This is a genomic window from Cellulomonas sp. RIT-PI-Y (assembly GCF_025642745.1).
GTDB lineage: Bacteria > Actinomycetota > Actinomycetes > Actinomycetales > Cellulomonadaceae > Cellulomonas.
This window is the reverse complement of sequence record NZ_JANZKP010000058.1, coordinates 1-19,869: the sequence shown is the minus strand read 5'-3', so window position 1 is coordinate 19,869 and position 19,869 is coordinate 1. Positions and strand designations below refer to the sequence as shown.

Sequence of the window (19,869 nt, the reverse complement as noted above, 5' to 3'; positions counted from 1 at the left end):
GCTCCACCCGAGCGCTCGCGCTCGCCGTGCTGCTCGGCGCGCCGTTGCTGGTCGGCGTTCCCGCGACCGCGGTCGAGCCGTGGGCACCGCCGGTGGCCGTGGAGGCTCCGGTCGCGATCGGCGGCACCCTGACCGACCAGGCCGGCGCGCTCGGTCCGGAGCAGGCGGCCGAGGTCCAGGCCGCGCTCGACGCCTACACCACGACCACCGGCGGCGGGCGGATCCTCGTGGTCTACGTGACCGACTTCGGCGGGCTCGCGCATGCCGAGTGGGCGCAGCAGACCGCCGACCTCAGCGGACTCGGGCCGGACGACGTGCTGCTGGCCGTCGCGACCGGTGAGCGGCAGTACGACCTGTCGCCGAGCACCACCGCCCAGCTGGGCCACGTCGCGATGAGCGACGGCGACGTCCGGGTCCGGGACGCGCTGTCCCGGGACGACTGGGCCGGAGCCGCCACCGCCCTCGCCGACTCGCTCGGCGCGAGCTATGGGCAGGACTCCGCCGCGGTGGCCACCGCGGCTCCCACGGCGTCGACCACGGCGCAGGCCGACGGCTCCGCCGCGACCGACGACACCCCGGCCACGCAGAGCGAGGGCGGATTCCTCGATCTCCTGGTCGGGCTGCTGGCGAGCATCCTGATGCTCTGGCTGATCTGGTGGGTGATCCGGCGCGCCTGGCGCAAGCGGCACGGCGGCCGCCCCGCGCCCCGGCGGCCGGCCGCACGCCGGCCCGCACCGGCCGTCCCGGCAGCCCCGGGACGCGAGTCCCTGGCCGACCTGCTGGCCCGCACCGACGCTGCCCTGCTGGCCGCCGACGAGACGGTCCGCGGAGCGACGCAGGACCTCGGCTTCGCGCAGGCCCAGCTCGGCCCGGCGGAGACGGCGGAGCTGGAGCGGGTGCTCCCTCGTGCCGACGCCGACCTCACCGTGGCCTTCCGTCTGCGACGGGAGGTGGACGACACCGGCGACCCGACGCGTGCCGCCCGCACCGCCGGCCGCGTCCTGACCCTGGTGCAGGCCCTGCAGACCAGCCTCACCGCGGCCCGGCAGCGGGTCGAGGACACCCGGTCGCAGCAGCTGGACGCCGCGCAGGCGATGGACCGGCTCCGCTCGACGCTGGCCGAACAGCGCGACCGGCTGCCCGCGGCCCGGGAACGACTCGCCGAGCTCGCCTCCCGCTACCCGGCCGACGCGCTGATCGCTGTCCAGGACGCCCCCGAGCGGGCCACGGAGCTGATCGACCAGGCCGAGGCCACCCTCGACGCCGGGCAGCACGCCGCACACGCCGATGACCTCGCCGGCGCCGCGAACCGGGCCCGGGAGGCCAGGACCGCACTGGGCCGGGTGACCGCGCTGCTGGACGCAGTGGACCGCCACGGTGCGGAGCTGTCCACCGTCGGCCGTCGACTGGACGCGGCCACGGCCTCGATCAGCGCCGACCTGGCCGACGTCGACCGGCTGGCGGCTCCGGACCCGACGGTCACCGCGGCGGCCGGACCCGCCCGGACCGCCCTGGACACGGCCCGCACCGCCCGGTCCGGGACCGGGGACCCGTTCGCCGCACTGGACGCCCTGGCGCGGGCGGAGGCCGTGCTGGACGGTGCCCTGGCCCCGCACCGCGCGGCCGAGCAGCGCCGCAGCCGGGCGGACCAGATCCTGGCCGACCTGCTCGGCCGGATCCGTCCGGCGCTGCTGTCCACCGCGGACTTCGTCAATGCCCGCGCCGACCTGGTCGACCTGCCCGCCCGGGCCAGGCTGCGCGAGGGCGAGGAGCTGTTCAACCAGGCGGTGCAGCTGCAGACGTCCGATCCGGCGCGGGCACTGCCCCTGGCGCAGCAGGCGGACCGCGCGGTCGCCGAGGCGATCCGGTCGGCGCGCGCCGACGTGGACCGGGTGCAGGCCCGGATGCAGCAGACGCGCCAGGTCACGCTGTCGCAGACGGCCGCGGCCACGGTCGCGGGGCTCTCCGCCCGCGAGCTGCGCGCGGTCCAGCGGGAGCAGCGCCGGGCCCGGGACGCGGAGCGGGAGTACCGGGAGGACCGACGCCGCCGGGACCGGGAGGACCGACGCGACCGCGAGGCGCGGCGGGAACGCGAGCGTGACCGGCCTGGACGCGGGGCGTCCGGCAGCACGTCCACCCCCCGCGGCAGCCGCGGCGGCGGGTTCTGATCGATCGACCACGGCCCGTCCCCCGGGCCGGGATGTTCTCCGAGAAGGAAGGCACGACATGACCGAGAAGCAGAGCGTCTTCGGCCGTATCACCCAGCTCGCGCGGGCGAACATCAATGCGCTGCTGGACCAGGCCGAGGACCCGCAGAAGATGCTGGACCAGCTGGTGCGGGACTACACCGGGTCGATCCAGGACGCGGAGAAGGCCATCGCCCAGACGATCGGGAACCTGCGCCTGGCCGAGCAGGACTACGCGGAGGACGTCGCCGCCGCCCGCGAATGGGGCAGCAAGGCGCTGGCCGCCTCGGCGCGCGCGGACCAGTTCCGCTCCGCCGGTGACGCCGCCAACGCGGACAAGTTCGACAACCTGGCCAAGGTCGCGATCAGCAAGCAGATCGCCGCCGAGCAGGAGGTCAAGACCGCGGAGCCGATGATCGCCTCCCAGCGGGAGACCGCCGAGAAGCTCAAGACCGGCCTGGCGCAGATGAAGGACAAGCTCGGCGAGCTCAAGTCCCGCCGCGACTCCCTGGTGGCCCGGCAGAAGTCCGCCCAGGCCCAGCAGAAGGTGCAGCAGGCGATCGGCTCGATCAACGTGCTGGACCCCACCAGCGAGATCGCCCGGTTCGAGGAGAAGGTCCGCCGGGACGAGGCGCTGGCCATGGGTCAGGCCGAGATCGCGGCCTCCTCGCTGGACTCCCAGTTCGCCGAGCTGGAGTCCGCGGGCACCGAGATCGAGGTCGAGGCCCGGCTCGCGCAGCTGAAGGCCGGTCGCCCGGCCCCGCAGATCGAGCGCTGAACCGCCGCACCGGCACGGCCCGTCACCCCCACGCGGGGTGGCGGGCCGTCGCCGTCAGCCCCGGACCCGGGCGGCGAACGCCTGGGCCAGTGCGCGACCGTCCCGGCGGATCTGCTCGTCGGCCTCGGTGACCGCGGAGACCATCGCCTCGGCCTCGTCGGCGGGCAACGCGTCCAGCTCGGCCCAGCGGCGCATCAGCTCCGGGGACGCCTCGGGGTGGAACTGCACGCCCCAGGCGCTGCCGACCCGGAACGCCTGGTACGGGTACATCGGCGAGGACGCCAGCCAGCCGGCCGTGCGCGGCAGATCCACCACCGCGTCGGAGTGCATGGTCGGCATCAGCGTGATCCGCTCCGCGGCGATCCCCCCGAGCACCGGGTCGGCCGCGGCCTCCGGGCGCCAGCGCAGCGCCACGGTGCCGGCCTCCCGTCCGGGCGGGGCGTCGACGTGCACCTGACCGCCGGTGGCCACGGCCAGCAGCTGCGCGCCCAGGCAGATGCCCAGCGTCGGCACCTCGGCCCGGACCGCGTCCGCGAGCAGCGCCCGCACGGCGGGGATCTGGGGGAGGTGGTCGTCGTGGGCGGACATCCGGCCGCCGAGCACGAGCAGCCCGTCCAGCTGGTCGGCGGGGCCGGGGTCCTCGCCGAGGTCGGCTCGCACCAGGCGGACGGTGACCCCGTCCAGCCAGTCGGCGAAGCGGTCCAGGGGCACCTCGTCATCCATCCGGACGACGGTCAACACAGGGGGAAGGCTGACGGTCACGGTGCAGCACGCTAGCGCCTGCCGCGCCGATCCCAGGAATCCGCAGCTGCTTCCCAGGAAACCCTCAGCGCTCGGAGGCACACTGGGGGGGTGACTGCCGCAACCACCGAAGCCACCCTGCTGGTCGTCGACGACGAGCCGAACATCCGCGAGCTGCTCGCCACCTCGTTGCGGTTCGCCGGGTTCGACGTGCACGCCGCCGCGGACGGGGGCGCCGCGCTCCGGCTGGCCAAGCAGGTCCAGCCCGATCTGCTGGTGCTGGACGTGATGCTGCCGGACATGGACGGCTTCACCGTGACCCGTCGGCTGCGGGAGAAGGGCCAGCACGTCCCGGTGCTGTTCCTCACCGCCCGGGACGACACCCAGGACAAGATCACCGGCCTGACCGTCGGCGGCGACGACTACGTGACCAAGCCGTTCAGCCTGGAGGAGGTCGTCGCCCGGATCCGCGCCATCCTGCGCCGCACCACCGGCGCGGAGGCCGAGTCCACCAGCGTGCTCGGCTACGAGGACCTGGAGCTGGACGAAGACTCGCACGAGGTCCGCCGGGCCGGTCAGGTGATCGACCTGTCCCCCACCGAGTTCAAGCTGCTCCGGTACCTGATGCTCAACCCGGGCCGGGTGCTGTCCAAGGCGCAGATCCTGGATCACGTCTGGCAGTACGACTGGGGCGGCGACGCGAACATCGTGGAGTCCTACATCTCCTACCTGCGCCGCAAGGTGGACCACATCGAGGGCGCGGCCGGGCCGGTCGCCCCGCTGATCCAGACCAAGCGCGGGGTGGGCTACATGCTGCGCAAGCCGAGCGGGTCGTGAGCGGCACCGAGCCGGTCGACCTCAGCTCCGACGAGGCCCGCGCCCAGGGCGCCGAGGTCCCTCCCGGTCAGCCGAACCGGCACCCGACGGCCCGGCTGACCGGGAAGGTCCGCGACCTCTGGCGCCGGACGCCGCTGACCGCGCGTCTGGTTGGGATCAGCAGTGTGCTGCTCGCGATCGGACTCGCCATCGCCGGGACCGCCACCACCACTCTGCTGCGGAGCTACCTCATCGGGCAGGTGGACGAGGACCTGGTCGCCTCGGCCAAGACCTACAGCTCTGGACTCGCCCAGGTGTACACCCGGGACGGCGACCTGGACTCGGTGCGCGACGACGGCTGGACCCAGATCGACTACGCGCTGGACGCTCGCATCCTGCAGTCCGACACCGCCCTGGACCCGTCGGAGAAGACGGCCGACACCTACGGCACCCCGGTGCTGCCCGATCTCACCCTCTCGACGGTGAGCGACTACAGCACGGCCCCGTTCACGGTCCGGTCCTCGAAGGCGGGCTCCGGCTGGCGCGCCGTCGTGACGCCGGTGCGCGACCAGGACAGCAACGAGCTGATCGGCTGGGTCACCTTCGCCCGGCCGATGGGCGAGGCGCAGGCCATCGTCCGCTCCGCCGCCATCGCGATGTGGACCTCCGCCGCCGCGATCATGATCATCGGCGTGGTGGTCGGCACCTGGGCGGTCCGCCGCTCGCTGCGCCCGCTGCGCGAGATCGAGGACACCGCCGCGACCATCGCCGCCGGCGACCTGTCCCGCCGGGTGCCGGCCGCACCGGAGTCCACCGAGGTCGGCCGGCTCAGCGCCTCGCTGAACGGGATGCTCACCCAGATCGAGGCCGCCTTCGACGCCCGGACCGCCTCGGAGGAGCGGATGCGCCGGTTCGTCGCGGACGCCTCGCACGAGCTGCGCACGCCGCTCGCCGCCATCCGCGGTTACGGGGAGCTGTACCGGATGGGCGCGCTGACCGAGAAGGAGCAGGTGGACGACACGCTGCGCCGGATCGAGCAGTCGGCGACCCGGATGGGCGGGCTGGTCGAGGACCTGCTGGCGCTGGCCCGGCTGGACGCCGACCGTCCCGGACGCACCGAGCCGGTGGACCTCGCCGTGCTGGCCACCGACGCCGCGCACGACCTGCGCGCGCTGGACCCCACCCGCGAGGTCCGGGTCGGGTCGCTGACCCCGGGTGCCGAGGACGAGCTGCCCACCACGGTGGTGCTCGGCGACGAGCCCCGGCTGCGCCAGGTGGTGGCGAACCTGGTCGGCAACGTCGTGCGGCACACCCCGGCGGGTTCGCCCGCGGAGCTGCTGGTCGGCCGGATCGGGGACCGCGTGGTGCTGGAGGTCCGCGACCACGGGCCCGGTATCCCCCCGGAGCACGCGGCCCGGGTGTTCGAGCGGTTCTACCGGATCGACGCCAGCCGCACCCGGGAGGGCGCCGGGACCGGCGGCGGGGCCGGACTCGGCATGGCCATCGTCGCCGCGATCGTCGACACCCATCTGGGTCAGGTCCGGATCGAGCCGACCCCGGGAGGCGGCGCGACCGTCCGGGTCGACCTGCCCGCCCTGGACGGCGAGGACCTGCAACAGGACTGACCGAGGTCTCCCCCGCCCGCGGGCCGGGCTACGATGGCGCGCCGTCAGGGTTTCCCGTCTTCGTAAGGCTTGGTCCATGGGCGTCTACGACGCACCGCAGTGGTTGTTGTCCGCCTTCGTCCGCAGCGTCGTCGGCGCCGGGGCGACCGCACCGGAGGACGAGATCCGCCGGGTCGGCACCGATCTGGTGGACCGGTGGACCGGGACGGGACGGACGTACCACAACCTCCGGCACCTGACCGATGTGCTGGCCCGGGTGGACGAGCTCGCCGAGGAGACCCACGAGCCGCACCTGGTCCGGCTCGCCGCCTGGTACCACGGCGCGATCTTCGACGCCGACAAGGTCGCCGCCTACGCGAACCGCGGCGGCGAGGACGAGGTCGCCTCCGCCGCGCTGGCCCGCGAGCAGCTGACCGCCCTGGGTCTGCCCCGGGCGGCCGTGGAGCGGGTGCACGAGATGGTGATCGTCCTGGTCCGGCACCTCGCCGACCCGACCGACTTCGACTGCGCGGTGCTCTGCGACGCGGACCTGGCGATGCTGGCCGCCGAGCCGCAGCGCTACAAGGCGTACCTGCACGACGTCCGGGAGGAGTACGCGGGCGTCCCGATGGCCGACTACCTGCGCGCCCGGCTGCGGATCGTCCGCAAGCTGCTGGCCCGCCCGAGCCTGTTCGTCAGCCCGCTCGGTGCCGCCTGGGAGGAGCCGGCCCGGCAGAACCTCGGTGCCGAGCTGCACAAGCTGGAGAAGGTGCTGGCCGAGATCGAGGCCCGGGAGACCGGTGACGGCTCCGGTGAGCCGCTGACCCGGATCCACCCCGCGGCGGACGCCAGCGCCTGAACTCCCCGCCCGGACACGAAGAAGGCCGGTCACCCCTCGCGGGGTGACCGGCCTTCTCAGCTCGGCCGAGCGGCGGGACTCAGAAGTCCATGCCGCCCATGCCACCGGCGTCCGGGGCGGCCGGGGCGGCCTTCTCCGGCTTGTCGGCGACGACGGCCTCGGTGGTGAGGAACAGCGCGGCGATGGAGGACGCGTTCTGCAGCGCGGAACGGGTCACCTTCACCGGGTCGTTCACACCGGCGGCCAGCAGGTCCTCGTACACGCCGGTGGCGGCGTTGAGGCCCTGGCCCGCGGGCAGGTTGCGGACGCGCTCGGCGACCACGCCGCCCTCGAGACCGGCGTTGACGGCGATCTGCTTCAGCGGGGCGTCGATGGCGACCTTGACGATGTTCGCACCGGTGGCCTCGTCACCGACGAGCTCCAGGGTCTCGAACGCGGTCTTGCCGGCCTGGATCAGGGCGACGCCACCGCCGGCGACGATGCCCTCCTCGACGGCGGCCTTCGCGTTGCGCACGGCGTCCTCGATGCGGTGCTTGCGCTCCTTGAGCTCGACCTCGGTCGCGGCACCCGCCTTGATGACGGCGACGCCACCGGCCAGCTTGGCCAGGCGCTCCTGCAGCTTCTCGCGGTCGTAGTCCGAGTCGGAGTTGTCGATCTCGGCGCGGATCTGGTTGACCCGGCCGGCGATCTGCTCCGCGGAGCCGCCACCCTCGACGATGGTGGTCTCGTCCTTGGTCACGACCACCTTGCGGGCGGTGCCGAGCACCTCGAGGCCGACCTGGTCGAGCTTGAGACCGACGGTCTCGGACACGACCTGGCCACCGGTGAGGATGGCCATGTCCTGCAGCATCGCCTTGCGGCGGTCGCCGAAGCCCGGGGCCTTGACCGCGACGGACTTGAAGATGCCACGGATCCGGTTGACGACCAGGGTCGCCAGCGCCTCGGACTCGACGTCCTCGGCCACGATGATCAGCGGCTTGCCGGTCTGGATGACCTTCTCCAGCAGCGGCAGCAGGTCCTTGACGTTGGAGATCTTGGACTCGACCAGCAGGACGTAGGCGTCCTCCAGGATCGACTCCTGGCGCTCCGGGTCGGTGACGAAGTACGCCGACAGGTAGCCCTTGTCGAAGCGCATCCCCTCGGTCAGCTCGAGCTCCAGGCCGAGGGCGTTGGACTCCTCGACCGTGATGACGCCCTCCTTGCCGACCTTGTCCAGAGCCTCGGCGATGAGCTCGCCGATGGCCGGGTCGCCGGCGGAGATCGCGGCGGTGGCGGCGATCTGCTCCTTGGTCTCGATCTCCTTGGCCTGGGCGAGCAGCTGCTCGGTGACGGCGGCGACGGCCTTCTCGATGCCCTTCTTCAGGGCGATCGGGTTGGCGCCCGCGGCGACGTTGCGCAGGCCCTCGCGCACGAGAGCCTGGGCCAGCACGGTGGCGGTGGTGGTGCCGTCACCCGCGACGTCGTCGGTCTTCTTGGCGACCTCCTTGACGAGCTCCGCACCGATCTTCTCGAACGGGTCCTCGAGGTCGATCTCCTTGGCGATGGAGACACCGTCGTTGGTGATCGTGGGGGCGCCCCACTTCTTGTCCAGCACGACGTTGCGGCCCTTGGGGCCGAGGGTGACCTTGACGGTGTCGGCGAGGACGTTCAGTCCGCGCTCGATGCCGCGCCGGGCCTCCTCGTTGAAGGCAATGATCTTGGCCATGGGGCTATCGATCCTTCACTGGTGGCTTCTGGGTCGGCCGGTCGGTGCCCGCGACGGACGGACTGCCGCCCGCCGGTCACGTCCCGGCGTGCGGCGGACCTCACCGGGTCGGCCTGATGTGAGCGATTCTGTCACTCTCCACCGGAGAGTGCTAAGTCAATGGTTAGCACTCGACCCCTCCGAGTGCAAGGCTCGACCACCCCGACGCGGTGGAATCCCCTGACCGCGAACAGCCGGGTGGATTACGGTGTCTGCCCATGTCAGCCGCACCGGTGCGACGGGGTCGTCAGACGCTCGCCGTGGTCACCCTCACCGCACTGGCGGCCGTGCTGATCGGCTGGGGTGCGACGGGGCCGCGCAGCGCCCGGATCGCCCTGTACTCCGAAGGCGTCGTGATCAGCGCCGACGGGGAGCGCAGCCTGGTGACCGAGGGCGCCGAGCCGCTGCTGCACGAGGGCACCCGGGTGGTGGACGACCCCACCGTCGGCGCCGACGACGTCCTCGCCGCCGCACAGCGGGACTGGCTGGCCGCCGGGGACGTGCCCGGCGCGGACGGCCCCTACGCGGACCTGGTCGCCGACGCGCTGCTCGACCTGCACACCCTGGTGCTCGACGACGGTGCCGCGGTGGCCGCCTGGTCGCCGTACTGGCGCTACGTCTGGCCGCGGGACGCCTCCTTCGTGGCGGTGGCGCTGGCCCGGACCGGCCACGACGACGACGCACTGGAGATCCTGGACTTCCTGGCCGGGGTGCAGGAGCCGGACGGCTCCTTCCAGGCGCGCTACCTCCCGGACGGCTCGGGCGACACGCCCGACGACCGCGGCGAGCAGAGCGACGGCGTCGGCTGGGTGCTGTGGGCGGCCGGTGAGGTGGTGGCGCAGTCGGCCGACCCGGCCGCGACGGCCGAGCACCTGCGCCCGCTGGTCGACCGCACCGCCCGGCACGCCGAGGCCCTGGTGGCCGGGGACGGCCTGCCCGACGCCTCCCCGGACTACTGGGAGGTGCACGAGGACGAGCTCACCCTGGGCACCGTCGCCCCGGTGCTGGCCGGCCTGGAGAGCGCGACCGCGTTCTACACCGTGCTCGGCGACACCGGACGCGCCGGCGAGACCCGGTCGGCCGCCGACCTCACCCGGGATGCGGTCCAGGAGAAGTTCGACGAGTACGGCCGCTACGCCGACGGCGACCTCGCCGACGCGGCGAGCGCCTTCACCCTGCCGCCGTTCCAGCCCACGGCGCTGGACGGCGCACTGGCGGCATGGCAGGACTCCGCCGCGGAGATGGCCCGGCCGGCCGGCGGACTCGCACCGGGCGAGGGGTGGCGGCAGGACGGCATCTCCTGGACGCCGCAGACCTCGCTGTACGCGCTGACCGCCGCGAGCAACGGGGAGCGCGACCGCGCGACAGCCTGGCTGGACTGGTTGGACCAGCACCGGACCGACCTCGGCGCACTGCCGGAGAAGGTCCTGGACGACGGCTCACCGGCCGCCGTCGCACCCCTGGCGTGGACCGCCGCCTGTGTCGTGCTGGCGGTGGACGCGCTGGGATGAGACACGTCGGGGCGGGGCCGGGAGCGGCGATGCTCGGGCCCCGCCGTCGACGTCAGAGCGGGCGAACCTGCTCGGCCTGCGGGCCCTTGGTGCCCTGACCGACCTCGAACTCGACGTTCTGCCCCTCGTCGAGGCTGCGGTAGCCCTCGCTCTGGATCGCGCTGAAGTGCACGAACAGATCCTGAGTGCCGTCGGCCGGGGTGATGAACCCATAGCCCTTCTCGGCGTTGAACCACTTGACGGTGCCCTGCGGCATGCGGTGCTCCTGCGACTGAGTGTTCGGCTGACACCGCCACAGGAGACCCGACCGGGACCGTCTGCGGCGTGGCGCTGAGCGTAGCCGTGCCTGCAGTGGTGCGAAAGGGGTGATTCGCCCTATCAGCCCACGAAGTCGGACCGCAGCAGCACCACGATCCCGCCGTCGGCGACGTCCGCCGACTCGGTGACCGTCGTGATGCCGAGAGCGTCGGCCACCGCCTGGGCGGTCACCTGGAGCTCGGGCGTGGCGTAGAAGACGGTGGTGACGTCGGCCGTCGAGGCGCTGCCGTTGCCCGCGGTCACCGAGGTGAAGCCCGCGGTGCCGAGCTGATCGGCGGCGTCGGCGGCCAGACCGTTCCGGTTCGCGGCGTTCAGCACCTCGATCGCCTGCGCGAGGTCGGCGGTCGGGGCCGGGGCCTCCTCGGTGGCCGGCGGCTCCTCGGTGGCGGCGTCGCCCTCGGTGGTGCCCTCGGTCGCGGCCGGGTCCTCGGCGCCGTCGGTGGCGGTCGCGGCCGGGTCGTCGGTGAGCTCGACGTTCGCCTGGTCGTCGCCGCCGTTGCCGAGCCCGTCCCAGGACGAGGCCCAGAGCACCGCGGCCACGGTCACGACCGGCACCAGTACGATCACCGCCACGAAAGGCCACCAGCGGGACCACCAGGTCCGGGGCGCGCGGTGCACACCGATCGGCGTGTCCGAGCCGGGAGCGGCGTCGAACTCGTCCTCGGGATAGGGATAGTTGCCCTTCGTCACGCCGGACAGGCTAACGGCTCGGCCCCACGGCCAGCCATGAGGCGCGGGCGAGGGTCGTGGAGAAGGTGTGCAGGTCGGCGCGTCAGGCGTCGGAGCCGAGCCGGCGCGCGGTGCGCTGCCGCTGCCGACTGGACCGCATCCGGCGCAGCCGCTTGACCAGCATCGGGTCGTGCGCGAGCGCCGCCGGGCTGTCGATCAGGGCGTTGAGCACCTGGTAGTACCGGGTGGCCGACAGGTCGAAGAGCTCGCGGATCGCCTGCTCCTTGGCACCCGCGTACTTCCACCACTGCCGCTCGAAGGCCAGCACCTGCTGGTCGCGCTCGGACAGCTCGCCCTCGATCCGGACCGGCTCGGTCGCCGCGCTCATCCCTGCCTCCTGACCACTGCTCGACCGCGCCACTGTACGTCCCGAATCACAGCGGTGTCATTCCCGTCCCGGCCTCCTTCCAGCCCGGATCCGGCCCCGCGACCCGGCGGTCCTGGTTAGCCTCGCCGGATGACCCCGAGCACCGCCGCACCGCTGTCCGACCTGATCGCCGCCGACTGGGCGCAGGCCCTCGCCCCGGTCGAGGACCGGATCCACGCCATGGGCAGGTTCCTGCGCGCCGAGGTGGAGGCCGGGCGGAAGTACCTGCCCGCCGGCGACGCGATCCTGAACGCCTTCCGCCGGCCGCTGGCCGACGTGCGGGTCCTGATCGTGGGCCAGGACCCGTATCCGACCCCGGGCCACCCGATGGGCCTGTCCTTCTCCGTGCAGCCCGATGTCCGGCCGCTGCCGCGGTCGTTGGCGAACATCTACCAGGAGCTGCAGTCGGACCTGGGCATCCCGCCGCATCGCGACGGCGACCTCTCGGTGTGGGCCGACCGCGGGGTGATGCTGCTCAACCGGGTGCTGACCGTCGAGCCCGGCGCCGCCGCCTCCCACCGGGGCAAGGGCTGGGAGGAGGTCACCGACCGGGCGATCGAGGCGCTGGTCGAGCGCGGCGGTCCGCTGGTGGCGATCCTGTGGGGCCGGGACGCGCAGTCCCTGCGGCCACGGCTCGGGCAGGTCCCGGCCGTGATGAGCGCCCACCCCAGTCCACTCTCGGCCAGCCGGGGCTTCTTCGGCTCCCGGCCGTTCTCCCGGGTGAACCAGCTGCTGCAGGAACAGGGCGCCGATCCGATCGACTGGGCGCTGGCCTGAGGACAGAATGGCTGTCATGACCACGGATCTGCCACGCTGGGAGCGCTACGTCGCGGTGGGCGACTCGTTCACCGAGGGACTCTGGGACGCTCCGCACGGCACGGACGCCCCGATGCGCGGCTGGGCCGACGTGCTGGCCGGGCACCTGTCCGACCGCCGGCGGGCGGCGGGGCTGACCCCGTTGCGGTACGCCAACCTCGCGGTCCGCGGGAAGCTGCTGCGCCCGATCGTCACCGAGCAGGTGCCGGCCGCTCTCCGGCTCGGACCGGATCTGGTCAGCCTGGTCGGCGGCGGCAACGACATCCTGCGACCCGCCGCCGACGTCGACCGGCTGGCCCGCGACCTGGAGGCCGCCGTGCAGCGGATCCGGGCCACCGGTGCGGACGTGCTGCTCGCCACCGGGATGGACGTCGCCGGGGCGGGGCTGATGACCGCCACCCGCCCCCGGGTCGGGATCTTCAACGCGCACCTGTGGTCCATCGCCCGGCGGCACGGTGCCTACGTGGTCGATCTGTGGGGGATGCGACACCTCAAGGACCTGCGGATGTGGGCGCCGGACCGGATCCACCTCACCACCGAGTCGCACGCCCGGGTGGCGCAGGGGGCGCTGGTCGCCCTCGGGCTGTCGCCGGACGACGACGCCTGGGACGAGCCGCTGGCCCCGGCGCCGCCGATCTCCCGGGCCGCGCAGGCCCGCGCCGACGCCGAATGGCTGCGGGCCCATGTGTACCCCTGGGCCACGCACCGGCTGCACGGCACCAGCTCCGGGGACGGGCGGCGGGCCAAGCGGCCGGAGCTCACCGAGGTCTGAGGTTCAGTCCGCGCCGGAGACCAGCGCGACCGAGGCGCCGGCCACGTCCGCGGCCGGCACTGTGCCGTCGAGCGCCACGGTGGTGGTCGGCGACGTCACCGGGGTGCGGGATTCGGACAGCGCCTGGTCGGTGCCCCCGCGCAGGGTGAGGGCCAGCTCCCGCCCGGCGCAGCCCTCGGGGACGCCGGAGAGCGTGGCGGTGGTGACGGCATAGCCGCCCAGCGACCGGTCGTAGCCGACGTCGTAGCCGATCTGGATCGCGTCGACCACGCACCCCCCGGCGGACACCGGGCCGAGCTGCTCCCAGCTCATCGCGCGGGCGGTCGAGACCGCCAGTCCCGCGCCGCCCAGCAGCGCCAGCGTGACACCCGCGGTGCGGCGGGCACGTGTCAGCCCCATCGGTGTCCTCTCCATGGACGAACCCGGCCGATCCGTCGGCCTGGCCGACCCATCGTCCGCCGACCGGTCGGTGTGAGCATCCGGTGCCCGGTTCACCCCGGCGGGCGACACCCGTCAGGGCTGGCCGCAGACCTGCACGCTCTGCGGGCTGCCGTCCCGGACACCCCAGGTGTCCCACCCGGTCGGCGTCACCCGGTACACGGTGCCGCTCTGCTGGACCAGGGTGTAGTTGCCGGGGGCGCTGAACCGGAGATTCGCGGTGCTGCCGCCCTGCGCCCGGATGAAGTCGGCGAGCGGTCGCAGGTCGATGTCCGCACGCCAGCCGGCGTAGAACTGCGGGCTGCCGGAGACCGAGACCGTCGTGGTCATGCAGGCGTAGTTCGCGGTGCCGGTGACGGCGCCGGTGGTCTGGCCGTAGCTGAGGGACGCGTCGTACTGCGGCGCGGGCAGGTTGTAGTGGCAGACGGTGACCGTCAGGACCTCGCCCGCGGCCAGGGTGCTGGACCCGGTGCGGCCGCCGATGGACAGCACGTTGTTACTCGGGGAGCCCAGCACCTGGCCGTACCAGGGGCTGTGCACCTGGAAGCCGTCGGCTGTGGCGATGCCGTTGAACGGACGCTGGTCCAGATGCAGGTCGACGCGCCAGGTGGTCCCGGCCGCTCCGGAGACCTGCACGCTGAAGCAGGCCTGGGTGCCGGAGCTGGAGATCTGGGACCAGGTCAGATCGGTGAACGTCGTGCCCGCCCCGGGGGTGACCGGCCCGGTCGCCGCGGAGGCGGGGGCCTTCCAGGTCACCGGCACCGACCAGCCGTTCAGGGTCAGCGCGGCCCCGGCGATCGCGCTCGTGGCGTAGCTCGGGACCGTGACCGTCAGGGAGCCGGTGGTGGCGGTGCCCGCCGTGTCCGTGGTGGCGGTCGGGGTGCCGTCGGGGGCGTACATCCGCAGGGTGAGCGCGGTGCCGGAGCAGCTCGCGGGCACATTGCCGAACACGATCGTCGTCGACCGGCCGGAGCTGGTGCTGCCCGGAGCGGCGGTCAGCGCGGTGGTGGTGCACGGGGTGGCGGAGGTCAGCAGGTGGTGCGCGCCGCGCAGGGTCAGCTGGGCGGCGCTGGCGGTGTGCAGGCCGAACAGGGCGATCACGGCCAGCACGGCGGCCAGTGCGGTGGCGGCGGCGCGACGGCAGGTCACGGCGCGGGCTCCAGCACCCGGGGCGCGGCAGGCCCGGAGGCGTCGGCGGGTTCAGCGGGTTCGGCGGGTGACTCCTTGCCCGGCCACAGCAGCACGCCGCCGGCGATCACCAGCAGCGAGGCCCAGGCCCACGGGTCCAGCAGGATCGACGCGATCCGGCCGAGTCCCGGCACGTGCAGCACCGCGATCCCGAGGATGTCCGGCTGCGTGGGCCGCCACGGGTCGTCGAAGTCGTTGTTGTCACCGCGGATCGCCCAGCCCTCGGCGGCGTCGCCGCCCACCACGCGGTGGATCACCCGGCCGTCCTCGACTCCGGGCGGGGTGTAGACCACCACGTCGCCCTCGGTCGGCACGCCGCACCGGGAGACCACCAGGTCGCCGGTGTAGTAGGTCGGCTCCATCGAGTGGCCGGACACGATGGTCAGCGTGGTGCAGCCGCCCAGCGTGGTGGGCCAGCCGAACCAGACCAGGACCGCGACCAGGGCGCCGGTGAGCACCCACCCGGCGGCCGACCGCAGGCGCGCCGGACGGGGGCGACGCGTCGGCGCCACCCCCGTCCGTGCGGCCCGGCGGCCGTGCCGGATCATCCGGGCGTCAGCTCGCGATGACGACCGCGACGCCCTTGACGTCCGCGGCCTTGACCGAGGTGGTGACCGGGACGGTGACGGTGCCGCCCCCGGTGGGCACCACGGCGGTCAGGGTGCCGAGCGAGGCGGCGGTGGCGCTCGGGTCGTTGTCCAGCAGGTCGATCGTGATGTTCTGGCCCGCGCAGGCGGTGGCCACACCGGACAGCGTCACACCGGAGACCGCGTAGCCCTTGGCGGTGGAGGAGTAGGTGTCGGCGAACTTCACGGTCACGCCGTCGGTGTCGCAGGACGCCACCACGGTGGTGCCCGCGCCCAGGGCGCCGGAGGTCAGGTTCAGCTGGGCGGCGGAGGCCAGGCCCAGACCGGTGATGCCGAGGGCGGCGATCGTGAAGGCGACCACCTTGCGACGGGTGGTGCGACGGGGCGCGGCGATGACGGACATGAACGGCTGACCTTCCGGTTCGACAGGGGGGAGACGCCGACCTGGCGGCGTCGCCCAGTGAGCGAGCGGAGGGCGCTCGGCCTGGGCGCCGGAAATCTAAGGGGCGTCTCACCTGCGCAAACACCAGGGTTGGGTGCTAGCACCCCTTCGCCGATCCGGGTGAGCGGGTTTCACCCGCTCGGACCGTGACAAACCGGACATCCGACCCGGTATCCCCTGGATTCGGGTCACCCGTTCAGCCCTGGACCTAGGTCCCTTCCCTCAGCGTCTCAATCGGTACCCGCGCCACGACCTGAGTGCCGTCGCCCGGGACCGAGGACACCCGTAGCTCACCCCCGGCCAGCGCGAGGCGATCCGACAACCGTGCCGTCCCGGACGCCGGACCCGGCCGCTCGCCGAACCCCACGCCGTCGTCCCAGACGGAGACGTGCACGGCGTCGCGGTCCTGGGACAACCGGACGTCGATCACGTCCGCCCGGCCGTGCCGGAGCGCGTTGCTCACCGCCTCCTCGACCACCCGCACCGCCAGCAGCCGCTCACCCTGGCTCAGCATCGAGGCCGCCGGGTCGTCCAGGACGCGCACCTCGGGGGCGACGCCCAGGCGGGTGTTCACCGAGGTCGGGATCCGGCCGAGCAGCGCACGGATCGCCGGCACCATGCCGACCTCCAGCTGATCCGGGTAGAGCATCCGGCTGGTCGCCCGGATGTCGGCCTCGCGCACGGTCTCGATCTCCTCGCGCACCTCGGCCAGGAGGGCGAGGTCGGCGTCGTCCCCACTCCCCCGGCCCAGGCGCTCGGCCAGCCGGTCCAGCCGGGCGACCACCAGCACGAGCCGCTGCTGCACGGTGCCGTGCAGCCCCTCCGCCACCTCGCGCCGGACCCGGACCTCCTCGTGGTGCAGCGCCGACAGCGCCAGCTCGATCTGCACCTGGCTGCGCGCCGCCTCCGCCATCTTGACGCGCAGCCGACGTCGCGAGCGGAGGGTGGTGAACCCGATCGCGCTGGCGATCCACGACACCACGCTGGCACTGGCCAGATCGGTGAGCACGGCACCCATCTGACCGTCGACGTACACCCCGAGCGCGGTCTGCAGGGTGGCGCGGAACCCCGCTGCGGCGACCCCGGCGAGCAGCACGCCGATCACCAGCTGCCAGGGCCCACGGGAGGGCAGAGCGGTGCCGCCCCAGAACAGCAGCACGAGCATCGCGAGCACGGCACCGAGGTTCGCCACCACCCGGTACAGCACCGGGACCCCGGCGCCCTGCACCATCTGGTGGTGGTAGACGTAGGCGGTCTGCACGGCGGCACCGACCGCGAACACCGCCATCACGGAGCCGGTCGCGAACAGCAACGCCCACCGGTCGCCGCGGTCGGCATCCTGGGGTCCCAGCCTCATCGTCACCATCCGTGTCACCAAGAACTCGCCCGCGCGTCGTCGCACCCTGGGGGCCGGCCACGACGATACTGGCAGCGATGACCGAGACCGCGCCCCGCACCATCCGCGTGGCCATCGTCGAGGACCAGCCGCTGTTCCGCTCCATGCTGGAGCTGACCCTGGGCTCCGCCCCCGGGGTGCGCGTGGTCGCGTCGGTGGGCACCGTCCGTGAGGCCACCGCCGTGCTGCGCCCCGGCGCCGTGGACGTGGCCGTGCTCGACATCGACCTGCCCGACGGCAACGGCATCGCCCTGGGGGTGACCGTGCGCCGGGGCCAGCCGAACCTCGGCATCCTGCTGCTGTCCGCGCACGACGCGATGGACCTGCTGCTCGACCTCCCGCCGGACGTGGCCAGCGGGTGGAGCTACCTGTCCAAGACCACCTCCACCAGCGCGAACACCCTGGTGCAGGCCATCCGGGCCGCCGCCGCCGGCCGCACCACGCTCGACCCGGTGCTGCTGGACCGGATGTCGCCCCGGGCGGGTTCCGCCGTCGCGAGGCTGACCGACCGGCAGTACGCCGTGCTGCGCCTGCTCGCCCAGGGCCTGTCCAACGCGGGCATCGGGGAGATGCTGCACATCACCGAGAAGTCGGTGCAGAACCACATCAACGGGATCTATGGCACGCTCGGCATCGACGCCGACCCGGCCCGCAACCCCCGCGTCACCGCCGCGCTCCGCCTGCTCGAGGAGACCGGCCGCTCCGCCGGCTGACCGGTGGACGTGGGCGGGGTCACAGTCGCTTCACCCACTCGAACGGGTGGCCCGATCCCGACCATCCTGTAACGTAGGCATCGCCCTTGGCCGCCTGCCCCCTGCGCGGTCAAGGGCCTTTTCATGTCCGGATCAGGCGGTCCAGCAGCTCGAAGGTGTCGAAGGGCTGGTCGACGTCACCGAAGTGCCCCTCGTCGCGGACGACGAGCGTGCCGCCGGTCCGGTCCCGGATCGCCATCCCCTGCCGCCAGTCGCAGCCGTAGGGATCGGTCACCGAGTTGATCAGCACCAGGTCGTCGACGTGCGCGGCGATCCGCCGCCAGTCGTAGGACGCCCGCAGCACCGGCTCCTCGTCCTCGTTCGGCCGGGTGCTGTACCCGGCGACCAGCACCGCCTGCGGCACGGTCACCTCGATCCGCTCCAGCACCGCCAGCAGCAGGGCGGCGCCGCCCGAGTGACCGATCAGCACGGTGTCCTCGTCGATCGCCATCCGGTCCAGCGCCCCGGGCAGGAAGTCGTCGACCGGGGTCACGTTCAGGTCCGGGAAGTGCGGGCGGTCCACGGTCCACCCCCGCGCGGCCAGGCGGTCGGCCAGCCAGGGGTACCAGATCACGTCGGGGTGGCCGCCGGTCCCGTGCACGATCACCGCGCGGGTCACGCGGGCACCGCCGGGTGTGCGGGAAGAAGCGTCATCGGGTCCTCCGGTCCCTGGGAGGGGTCCATCAGACCACGCGCAGACCGCTCAGCTGAACCCGATCGCCCGCTGGGCCACCCGGTACGCGAACACCGAGACCCGTCGTCCGGTCCGGCCGGGCAGGTTGCTGAGCTGTCCGAACACCGACCAGCGCACGCGGCGGTACAGCCAGCGGTCCTGGGCGCGCAGCTCCGCCCACCACCGGTCCTTCTCCGCCAGTCGCCCGGCCCTGATCAGCAGGATCGAGCTGACCGCGCAGACGATCGCCACGTGGTGCAGCCGGTAGGCGCGCAGCCTGCGGTCGGCGGCCCGGACCGTGGACAGGTGGTCCAGCATCAGGCGGTTGACCCGGAGTTGTTGGTCCAGGCGGCGCAGCATCACCGGTTCCTGCACCGACTGGTCGGCCCGGCCGATGAAGTACCGGTACAGGTCGACATCCAAGTAGGACAGCGTGCGTACCCGGTGCAAGGGGATCAGGGCGTACAGGTTGTCGACGTAGAAGGTGTGCTCGGGCAGCCGCAGCCCCGCCTCGCGCAGCACCGCGGTGCGGTAGGTCAGCGCGTGCATCATCAGGTACTGCCGTTTGCCGAACCGGCGGGTGTGCTGCCAACCGTGCACACCCCCGGTGGGCAGCGCGCCGCGGTAGTGCACGACGGTCTTGTGTTTCTTGCCGACCTTCTCGTAGACGAAGTTCGAGATCAGCAGGTCCAGGTCGGGTTGCTCGCGCAGGGTGGCGAGCACTGCGGTCAGGGCGTCGCGGTCGAGCCAGTCGTCGGCGTCCAGGACCTTGAGGTGGTTGCCGGTGGCGTGGGCGAGTCCGGTGTTGATCGCCGCCCCGTGCCCGCCGTTCGGCTGCCTCAGCAACCGGACCAGCCCCCGGTCCACGTAGGACTGCGCCAAGACCGCAGTGCCGTCCGTCGAGCCATCGTCGACCACCACGACCTCGACCTCGGGGCTGAGCCCGACCACCGAGTCCAGCGCCCGCGCCAGGTAGTCCGCCACGTTGTACGCCGGGACGACGACGGTGAGCACCGGGGTCATGCCACCGGCTCCTTCGCCGCCTCCGGGACCTGCTTGAAGATGATCTTGAAGATCGGGAAGAACACCCAGAACGAGATGGCGGCGTTGATGATCATGGTGACGATGTCGGCGAGGGTCTCCCCGGTGCCT

Annotated in this window: 21 protein-coding genes; 9 read left to right on the top strand and 12 right to left on the bottom strand. The window is 73.1% G+C overall.

The genetic code is table 11. The features are described from left to right. Positions 1 to 2,168: TPM domain-containing protein (locus OGL89_RS14685; protein ID WP_263120907.1), on the top strand; the 2,168-nt coding region annotated here is incomplete at its 5' end. Positions 2,169 to 2,226: 58 nt separating this feature from the next. Next, positions 2,227 to 2,964, top strand: coding sequence for a PspA/IM30 family protein (locus OGL89_RS14680; protein ID WP_263120906.1), 738 nt, complete (start codon positions 2,227 to 2,229; stop codon positions 2,962 to 2,964). A 54-nt stretch (positions 2,965 to 3,018) separates the two neighbouring features. Here the strand turns inward: OGL89_RS14680 and OGL89_RS14675 are convergent, their stop codons facing one another. Continuing rightward, the gene (locus tag OGL89_RS14675) at positions 3,019 to 3,687 is read right to left on the bottom strand and encodes a type 1 glutamine amidotransferase (RefSeq protein ID WP_263120905.1); all 669 of its coding nucleotides are present in this window, start codon (positions 3,685 to 3,687) and stop codon (positions 3,019 to 3,021) included. A gap of 129 nt (positions 3,688 to 3,816) precedes the next feature. Between OGL89_RS14675 and OGL89_RS14670 the strand changes: the two genes are divergently transcribed. The 3 genes from OGL89_RS14670 (at position 3,817) to OGL89_RS14660 (ending at position 6,984) form a co-directional block, all read left to right on the top strand. Continuing rightward, entirely contained in the window at positions 3,817 to 4,542 is a 726-nt protein-coding gene (locus OGL89_RS14670) for a response regulator transcription factor (protein WP_263120904.1), read from the top strand. Then, the gene (locus OGL89_RS14665; RefSeq protein WP_263120903.1) at positions 4,539 to 6,146 is read left to right on the top strand and encodes a HAMP domain-containing sensor histidine kinase; all 1,608 of its coding nucleotides are present in this window, start codon (positions 4,539 to 4,541) and stop codon (positions 6,144 to 6,146) included. Before OGL89_RS14670 ends, OGL89_RS14665 begins: the two co-directional genes overlap by 4 nt. 76 nt (positions 6,147 to 6,222) lie before the next feature. Next, positions 6,223 to 6,984 (top strand): hypothetical protein, encoded by a 762-nt coding sequence (locus tag OGL89_RS14660; protein ID WP_263120902.1) that lies wholly within the window; start codon positions 6,223 to 6,225, stop codon positions 6,982 to 6,984. Between the two features lie 79 nt (positions 6,985 to 7,063). Here OGL89_RS14660 and groL read toward each other — a convergent pair whose 3' ends face one another. Next, entirely contained in the window at positions 7,064 to 8,689 is a 1,626-nt protein-coding gene (groL, locus tag OGL89_RS14655; protein WP_263120901.1) for a chaperonin GroEL, read from the bottom strand. A 257-nt stretch (positions 8,690 to 8,946) separates the two neighbouring features. Between groL and OGL89_RS14650 the strand changes: the two genes are divergently transcribed. After that, positions 8,947 to 10,239 (top strand): glycoside hydrolase family 15, encoded by a 1,293-nt coding sequence (locus OGL89_RS14650; protein WP_263120900.1) that lies wholly within the window; start codon positions 8,947 to 8,949, stop codon positions 10,237 to 10,239. Positions 10,240 to 10,291: 52 nt separating this feature from the next. Here OGL89_RS14650 and OGL89_RS14645 read toward each other — a convergent pair whose 3' ends face one another. The 3 genes from OGL89_RS14645 to OGL89_RS14635 form a co-directional block, all read right to left on the bottom strand. Then, positions 10,292 to 10,495: a cold-shock protein gene (locus OGL89_RS14645; protein WP_263120899.1), complete on the bottom strand. Its 204-nt coding sequence runs from the start codon at positions 10,493 to 10,495 to the stop codon at positions 10,292 to 10,294. 122 nt (positions 10,496 to 10,617) lie between these two features. After that, complete coding sequence (locus OGL89_RS17230) at positions 10,618 to 11,247, bottom strand: LytR C-terminal domain-containing protein (protein WP_263120898.1); 630 nt, start codon at positions 11,245 to 11,247, stop codon at positions 10,618 to 10,620. A gap of 82 nt (positions 11,248 to 11,329) precedes the next feature. After that, positions 11,330 to 11,614 carry a DUF3263 domain-containing protein gene (locus OGL89_RS14635; protein ID WP_263120897.1) on the bottom strand — a complete coding sequence of 95 codons (285 nt, stop codon included), beginning with the start codon at positions 11,612 to 11,614 and terminating at the stop codon, positions 11,330 to 11,332. A gap of 129 nt (positions 11,615 to 11,743) precedes the next feature. Here OGL89_RS14635 and OGL89_RS14630 point away from each other — a divergent pair, with 129 nt between their 5' ends. Together OGL89_RS14630 and OGL89_RS14625 are read left to right on the top strand one after the other, a co-directional pair. Continuing rightward, a complete protein-coding gene (locus tag OGL89_RS14630; RefSeq protein ID WP_263120896.1) occupies positions 11,744 to 12,430 on the top strand; it encodes a uracil-DNA glycosylase in 687 nt (228 codons plus the stop codon). Positions 12,431 to 12,437: 7 nt separating this feature from the next. Continuing rightward, on the top strand, positions 12,438 to 13,241 hold the full coding sequence (locus OGL89_RS14625) for an SGNH/GDSL hydrolase family protein (RefSeq protein WP_263120895.1): 804 nt from the start codon (positions 12,438 to 12,440) through the stop codon (positions 13,239 to 13,241). Positions 13,242 to 13,244: 3 nt separating this feature from the next. On the opposite strand, the gene OGL89_RS14620 is transcribed toward OGL89_RS14625, so the two are convergent. The 5 genes from OGL89_RS14620 to OGL89_RS14600 all read right to left on the bottom strand — a co-directional run bounded on the left by OGL89_RS14620 (position 13,245) and on the right by OGL89_RS14600 (position 17,253). Continuing rightward, positions 13,245 to 13,640, bottom strand: a complete 396-nt coding sequence (locus OGL89_RS14620) for a hypothetical protein (protein ID WP_263120894.1) — start codon at positions 13,638 to 13,640, stop codon at positions 13,245 to 13,247. Positions 13,641 to 13,754: 114 nt separating this feature from the next. Next, a complete protein-coding gene (locus OGL89_RS14615) occupies positions 13,755 to 14,828 on the bottom strand; it encodes a hypothetical protein (RefSeq protein WP_263120893.1) in 1,074 nt (357 codons plus the stop codon). Further along, positions 14,825 to 15,379, bottom strand: a complete 555-nt coding sequence (locus tag OGL89_RS14610) for a signal peptidase I (protein WP_263120892.1) — start codon at positions 15,377 to 15,379, stop codon at positions 14,825 to 14,827. The genes OGL89_RS14615 and OGL89_RS14610 overlap by 4 nt, the downstream gene beginning before the upstream one ends. A gap of 43 nt (positions 15,380 to 15,422) precedes the next feature. Then, positions 15,423 to 15,857 (bottom strand): hypothetical protein, encoded by a 435-nt coding sequence (locus OGL89_RS14605; RefSeq protein ID WP_263120891.1) that lies wholly within the window; start codon positions 15,855 to 15,857, stop codon positions 15,423 to 15,425. Positions 15,858 to 16,104: 247 nt separating this feature from the next. Further along, on the bottom strand, positions 16,105 to 17,253 hold the full coding sequence (locus OGL89_RS14600) for an ATP-binding protein (RefSeq protein ID WP_263120890.1): 1,149 nt from the start codon (positions 17,251 to 17,253) through the stop codon (positions 16,105 to 16,107). Positions 17,254 to 17,330: 77 nt separating this feature from the next. Here OGL89_RS14600 and OGL89_RS14595 point away from each other — a divergent pair, with 77 nt between their 5' ends. Then, positions 17,331 to 18,005, top strand: a complete 675-nt coding sequence (locus tag OGL89_RS14595; RefSeq protein ID WP_263120889.1) for a response regulator transcription factor — start codon at positions 17,331 to 17,333, stop codon at positions 18,003 to 18,005. A gap of 121 nt (positions 18,006 to 18,126) precedes the next feature. Here the strand turns inward: OGL89_RS14595 and OGL89_RS14590 are convergent, their stop codons facing one another. Both OGL89_RS14590 and OGL89_RS14585 read right to left on the bottom strand, forming a co-directional pair. After that, complete coding sequence (locus tag OGL89_RS14590; RefSeq protein WP_263120888.1) at positions 18,127 to 18,663, bottom strand: alpha/beta fold hydrolase; 537 nt, start codon at positions 18,661 to 18,663, stop codon at positions 18,127 to 18,129. A gap of 84 nt (positions 18,664 to 18,747) precedes the next feature. Further along, complete coding sequence (locus tag OGL89_RS14585) at positions 18,748 to 19,740, bottom strand: glycosyltransferase family 2 protein (RefSeq protein ID WP_263120887.1); 993 nt, start codon at positions 19,738 to 19,740, stop codon at positions 18,748 to 18,750. Between the last annotated feature and the right edge of the window lie 129 nt (positions 19,741 to 19,869).

Coding starts and splice junctions, on each gene's coding strand:
- OGL89_RS14620 (WP_263120894.1), bottom strand. CDS start 13,640: ATGGGGCTGACACGTGCCCGCCGCACCGCGGGTGTCACGCTGGCGCTG.
- OGL89_RS14635 (WP_263120897.1), bottom strand. CDS start 11,614: ATGAGCGCGGCGACCGAGCCGGTCCGGATCGAGGGCGAGCTGTCCGAG.
- OGL89_RS14585 (WP_263120887.1), bottom strand. CDS start 19,740: ATGACCCCGGTGCTCACCGTCGTCGTCCCGGCGTACAACGTGGCGGAC.
- OGL89_RS14650 (WP_263120900.1), top strand. CDS start 8,947: ATGTCAGCCGCACCGGTGCGACGGGGTCGTCAGACGCTCGCCGTGGTC.
- OGL89_RS14600 (WP_263120890.1), bottom strand. CDS start 17,253: ATGAGGCTGGGACCCCAGGATGCCGACCGCGGCGACCGGTGGGCGTTG.
- OGL89_RS14595 (WP_263120889.1), top strand. CDS start 17,331: ATGACCGAGACCGCGCCCCGCACCATCCGCGTGGCCATCGTCGAGGAC.
- OGL89_RS14630 (WP_263120896.1), top strand. CDS start 11,744: ATGACCCCGAGCACCGCCGCACCGCTGTCCGACCTGATCGCCGCCGAC.
- OGL89_RS14680 (WP_263120906.1), top strand. CDS start 2,227: ATGACCGAGAAGCAGAGCGTCTTCGGCCGTATCACCCAGCTCGCGCGG.
- OGL89_RS14675 (WP_263120905.1), bottom strand. CDS start 3,687: ATGGATGACGAGGTGCCCCTGGACCGCTTCGCCGACTGGCTGGACGGG.
- groL (WP_263120901.1), bottom strand. CDS start 8,689: ATGGCCAAGATCATTGCCTTCAACGAGGAGGCCCGGCGCGGCATCGAG.
- OGL89_RS14605 (WP_263120891.1), bottom strand. CDS start 15,857: ATGTCCGTCATCGCCGCGCCCCGTCGCACCACCCGTCGCAAGGTGGTC.
- OGL89_RS14660 (WP_263120902.1), top strand. CDS start 6,223: ATGGGCGTCTACGACGCACCGCAGTGGTTGTTGTCCGCCTTCGTCCGC.
- OGL89_RS14645 (WP_263120899.1), bottom strand. CDS start 10,495: ATGCCGCAGGGCACCGTCAAGTGGTTCAACGCCGAGAAGGGCTATGGG.
- OGL89_RS14625 (WP_263120895.1), top strand. CDS start 12,438: ATGGCTGTCATGACCACGGATCTGCCACGCTGGGAGCGCTACGTCGCG.